Annotated in this window: 2 protein-coding genes and 1 pseudogene; all 3 read left to right on the plus strand. The window is 74.6% G+C overall.

What is annotated here, in order from left to right; genetic code table 11:
- On the plus strand, nt 1-586 hold a 586-nt coding region (locus tag B1A74_RS13900; RefSeq protein WP_143592271.1), incomplete at its 5' end, for an ATP-binding cassette domain-containing protein.
- The gene (locus tag B1A74_RS13905) at nt 583-1368 is read left to right on the plus strand and encodes an ABC transporter permease (protein WP_077244977.1); all 786 of its coding nucleotides are present in this window, start codon (nt 583-585) and stop codon (nt 1366-1368) included. The genes B1A74_RS13900 and B1A74_RS13905, both read left to right, overlap by 4 nt.
- A pseudogene (locus B1A74_RS13910) lies at nt 1365-2026 on the plus strand (precorrin-3B synthase); the annotation flags it as partial. The gene B1A74_RS13905 and the pseudogene B1A74_RS13910, both read left to right, overlap by 4 nt.

The raw sequence follows: 2026 nt of genomic DNA on the forward strand, positions 1-2026 counted from the left end.
CGAACTGTGCGAGCGCCTGGGGCTGGCCGACCGCCGCCGGCAGACCGCCTGGGGGCTGTCCGGGGGCTTCAAGCGGCGCCTGCTGCTGGCGCGCGCGCTGGTGCACCAGCCGCGCCTGCTGGTGCTGGACGAACCCACCGCCGGCGTCGACCTGGAGGCCCGCCACGACCTCTGGACCCTGCTGCAGGAACTGAACGCGGACGGCGTGACCATCCTGCTGACCACGCATTATCTGGAGGAGGCCGAGCGCCTGTGCCGCGAGCTGGCCATCATCGATGGCGGGCGCATCATTGCCCGCGGCGGCACCGGCGAGCTGCTGCGCGGGCTGCGCTTCCAGACCCTGGTGGTGGAACTGGCCGAGCCGCTGGCGCGGCCCGGGGAGCTCGCGCTGTCCGCCGGCACCCTGCGTCCGGTGGATGCGCACACCCTGGAGGTGGACGTGCCGCGCGGCACCGAGCTGAACCCGGTGTTCGCCGAACTGACCGCCGCCGGGGTGCGTATCGCCGGGCTGCGCGAGAAGGGCAACCGGCTGGAGACCCGCTTTCTCGAACTGCTGCGCGAGCGCGGCGGGGAGGGCGCGGCATGAGCCCGATGCACAACGCCGCCTTGTACTGGTACGCCTGGCGCGGGCTGGTGGTGAAGCAGGTGCGCCGCTTCCTGCGCGGCTGGGTGCAGAACCTGCTGCCGTCGCTGGTGACCGCGGTGCTGTTTCTCGCGGTGCTGGGGCATCTGGTGGGGCGCGAGATCGGCACCCTGGGCGGCGTGCCCTATGCCGACTTCATCCTGCCGGGCCTGGTGATGCTGGCGGTGGTCACCAACGCCTACGGCAACAGCAGCCTCGCGCTGTTCGGCGCGCGCCTGCAGCGCCACATCGAGGAGATCCTGGTGGCGCCGATGCCGGCGTGGCTGGTGGTGGCCGGGTTTGCCACCGCCGGGGTGCTGCGCGGGCTGCTGGCCGGGACGCTGGTGCTGGCGGTGGCACTGCCGTTCAGCGATCTGCAGCTGCACCACGCCGGGGCGGTGCTGGGGATCGCGCTGCTGACCGCGGTGCTGTTCTCGCTGGCGGGCCTGATCAACGGCCTGTACGCGCGCAGCTTCGACCACACCTCGGTGATCAGCACCTTCGTGCTGACCCCGCTGATCTATCTCGGCGGGCTGTTCTATCCGGTGGAGCGCCTGGCCGATCCCTGGCAGGGGATCGCGCAGCTGAACCCGCTCTACTACGTGATCGAGGGATTCCGCCACGGCCTGCTGGGGGTCAGCGCGGTCGCCTGGACCACGACCTTCGCGGTGCTGGCCGCCGCCTGTGTACTGGTCGCCGGCGGGGCCTGGTATCTGCTGGCCCACAGCCGGAGGCTGCGCTCATGAACCGTCCGGCGGCGCCGCAGCCGCCGCGGGTACGCGGGGCCTGCCCCGGGGTGGCGGCGCCGATGGCCACCGGGGACGGCTATCTGCTGCGCCTGCGCCACCCGATCGGGGGGCTGGGGGCGGCCGCGGCGCGGGTGCTGGCGGACACCGCGCGGCGGCTGGGCAACGGCGAACTGGAACTGACCCTGCGCGGCAACCTGCAGCTGCGCGGCGTGGCGGCCGGCGACCTGGACGCGGCGCGCGCGGCCCTGGCCCCCACCGGTCTGGTGGATGCGCAGGCGGAGCGCGAGGCGCGGCGCAACGTGCTGGCGGCGCCGGTGCCGGACCTCGACCCGGAGGCGGTGGATGTGCTGGCGCTGGCGCGCGCGGTGAGCGCCGCGATCGTCGACGCGCCCGCGCTGCGGGGCCTGCCGGCCAAGGTGGGCGTGGTGGTCGACGGTGGCGGGCGTGCCTCGCTGCGCGGGGTGCCGGCGGATCTGCGTCTGGATCCGCTCGCCGGCGCGGGGCCTCGTTTCCGCCTGGCGGCCGGAGGCACCGCGGCCACGGCGACCCCGCTCGGCGAGGTGTCGGCGCAGCACGCCCCGGCGGCGGATCCAGCACGGCGCGCTGCGCGAGGAACGCGCACAGGGTGCGCACCACCGCCGCCGGGGCGTGCTGC

It is taken from the genome of Thioalkalivibrio halophilus (assembly GCF_001995255.1).
GTDB lineage: Bacteria > Pseudomonadota > Gammaproteobacteria > Ectothiorhodospirales > Ectothiorhodospiraceae > Thioalkalivibrio > Thioalkalivibrio halophilus.

Coding starts and splice junctions, on each gene's coding strand:
- B1A74_RS13905 (WP_077244977.1), top strand. CDS start 583: ATGAGCCCGATGCACAACGCCGCCTTGTACTGGTACGCCTGGCGCGGG.